This is a genomic window from Agromyces sp. P1_H4, assembly GCF_056405255.1.
In genome coordinates, this window is sequence record NZ_JBFUCL010000383.1 from 1 (window position 1) to 3,328 (window position 3,328).

1 protein-coding gene is annotated in these 3,328 nt (G+C 71.1%); it reads left to right on the plus strand.

What is annotated here, in order from left to right:
- The coding region (locus tag AC1DY2_RS17515) for a S8 family serine peptidase (RefSeq protein WP_476763575.1) at nucleotides 1-3,190 on the plus strand (3,190 nt) is incomplete at its 5' end.
- Nucleotides 3,191-3,328: the final 138 nt, after the last annotated feature.

Sequence of the window (3,328 nt, forward strand, 5' to 3'; positions counted from 1 at the left end):
CGACGACGGACGCGACGGGCAGACCGGCACCTTCGTGAACATCGGCCTCCCGGCCGCCGCCCACGGCACGCACGTGGCGGGCATCGTCGCCGCCACGTCGATGTTCGGCGGCGAGATGCACGGCGCCGCACCCGGAGCGCAGATCGTCTCCTCACGCGCCTGCACCTTCCAGGGCGGTTGCACGCAGGCCGCGCTCACGGAGGGCATGATCGACCTGGTGCTCAACCGCGGCGTCGACGTCGTGAACCTGTCGATCGGCGGGCTTCCGGCCCTGAACGACGGATCCGACGTGATCGCCGACCTCTACGACCAGCTCATCGACGCCTACGGCGTGCAGATCATCGTCGCCGCCGGCAACGACGGCCTCGGCACGAACACCGTCAGCTCGCCCTCGGTGGCCGGGGAGGCCATCTCGGTCGCGGCATCCGTCAGCTCGGACACCTGGTGGGCCGACTACGGCGCCGAGGTGACGGCCGAGCAGGGGATCTTCGGGTTCTCCTCCCGCGGTCCCGCCGAGAACGGCGGACTCGCGCCGCAGATCTCGGCCCCCGGCGCGGCGGTCTCGACCATCCCGATGTGGCTGGCCGGCGAGCCGGTCCCCGAGACGGGATACGCGCTGCCCGCCGGGTACGGCATGTTCAACGGCACCTCGATGGCGGCGCCGCAGGTCGCCGGCTCGGCCGCACTGCTGCTCTCCGCGGCGAAGGCCGGCTCGGTGCAGGTCTCGCCGGGCGCGCTGAAGACCGCACTCACGGGGACGGCACGAGTGATCCCCGGCGTCTCCACGACGGCGCAGGGCGCTGGCATCATCGACACCGTGGCGGCATGGAAGCAGCTCGCGAAGAAGGGGTCGGTCAACGCCCTCGAGGTGTCCGCCCCCGTGTGCAGCTCCCTTTCGAGCCTCCTCGAGACGCCCGACACGGGCACGGGCGTCTACAACCGGTGCCTCCCCGGCGAGGGCGGCCAGGTGACCGGTGAGGGGCAGGCCTACAAGGTCGAGGTCACCCGCACCAGCGGCACCGCCGGCAACGTCGTCCACCGCATCGGCTGGATCGGCAACGACGGCACGTTCAGTGCGCGCGCGAGCCTTCCCCTGAAGAAGGACAAGCCCGCCGCGGTCACGGTCACCGCGAACGCGGCCACGTCCGGGCTCCACAGCGCGATCATGACGATCGACGACCCGGCGACGCCCGGCATCGACCAGTTCGTCTCGGTCGCCGTGCTCTCGACGACGGCGCTGGCGCAACCCGACTTCACGGTGACCGGTTCCGGGACGCTTCCGCGCGGCGGAAGCACGTCGCTGCTCGTCCCCGTTCCCGAGGGGGTGGAAGCGCTGCAGATGACGCTCGACGGCATCGCGGATGGCAGCCAGGTCCGCATCCTGCCCATCGATCCCGACGGCGTGCCGGCAGACTCGAACGCCAGCAACCACTGCTACAGCGCCTACGCCGACCCAGCGGGGTGCGACGCCGGAGCACGGGCCGTGTATCGACCCGAGCCGGGCATCTGGGAGTTCGTCATCGAGGCGCGCCGCACGTCGGGCACCGACGCCAACACCTATGCCGCGGCGGTCTCGCTGCAGGGCATGAGCGTCGAGCCCGGGTCGACCACGCTCGACTCGGTGACGATGAACGAGCCCACCGACGTCAGCCTCGCGGGCATGAACACCTTCGCTCCCGTCGAGGCGCACGTGGCGACCGGCGAGGTCGGCACCGTGGTCAACCTGTTCTCGACCGTCGCGCAGGGCGAGGTCACCGCCAACCAGCTGTACGTCCCGCGCGAGACGACCCGGCTCGATGTCGCACTCACCCCGCGTGACGCGTCCGTCCTGGACTTCTTCGTCTACTTCGGCGGCGGGCCGGTCGGCCAGAGCACCGCGAACGGGGACACGCCGGGACGCATCGTCATCGACGACCCGCGACCCGGGACGTACTACATCGTCGTCGCCGGGGTCGATGTCGCCGGCGAGGGCGTCACGTTCGACTACCACCAGGAGATGTACTCGAAGGGGCAGGGCACCGTCACGCCGAAGTCCGACGCGACGTACGGGCTGTCCTCCGGCGAGTCCATGCCGGTCGACGGTGCCCTGACCGTCGCCGCCCGCCAGCTCACGGGTGAGCCGATGGTCGGCCGGGTGCGGGTGGCCAACGAGTACGGCACGATCATCGGGGCGGCGAGTGTCTCCGTCACCACGGTGGACGTGCCCCAACTCGACGTCGTCAGCTGGGCGCCGCCGTTCGTCGGCGCCGAGATGACCGACGACGGCGTCGTCGCGGGCGATCGGCAGTTCGAGGCGCGGATGACCCCGACGACCTGGACCGCGGACGGCGGCTTCGAGAACCTCGCGACCGAAGGCGAGCAGTGGGGTTCGGCCCTCGGGATCAACGAGGACCACACGGCCGTGGGCATCGTGACCAAGGACGACGGCAACTTCGACCCGGCGATGTGGGCTGCAGACGGATCCCGCACGGTCATCGGCGTGCCGGACTGGCGCGACTACCCGAACGGGTACGCGACCGCCGTGAACGACGGCGGCGTCGTCACCGGGTTCGCCGAACTCACCGAGCAGGATGCCGACGGCGTCTGGCACGCGTACAGCGATGCCTTCGCACGCACGCCCGACGGCATCTTCCACGAGCTGGACCACCTGTCGGCCTCCACGTCGGGCACCCAGCCCCGGGCCATCAACGGCGCGGGCACGGTGGTCGGGCAGTCGCTCGACGACGAATACGCACCCCGCGCCGTGAGGTGGGATGCCGCGACCGGGGCCGTCAGCGACCTCGGCACGCKTCCCGGCCAGTCCTCGGCGGTGGCACTCGACGTCAACGCGAACGGCGCCGTCGTCGGGGTGAGCGGCGACGACGCGTTCGTGTGGACGGAGGCGGGCGGGATGACGCGCCTGGGCGACTACGGCTACGACGCGACCGCGGAGAAGGTGAGCGACGACGGCTGGGTGCTCGGTTCGGTCGAACTCGCGCCCTACTACCCCGTCTCGGCGCTGTGGGATCCGCAGGGCCGGCTCTGGGACCTGTCGGGCATGGTTCCCGTCGCCGACGGCGAGTGGTTCATGGCGACGTACGGGTTCGACATCAACAACCAGCACCAGTTGATGCTGTACGGCGAGGGCGGGCCTGACGGCGCGCCGTCGAGCTCGGTGATGCTCAGCATCCCGGCCGGCCTGCGCGACTAGCGCTCCGCCGGGAGCACAGGCGACGGCGTCCCGTCGAGCCGATTCATCGGTTCGGCGGGACGCCGTTCGTGGTGCGACCGCCCGAACTCGGAGCTACGCCGTGCGCGCGAGCGCTTCCTCGCCCACGCGGACCCAACT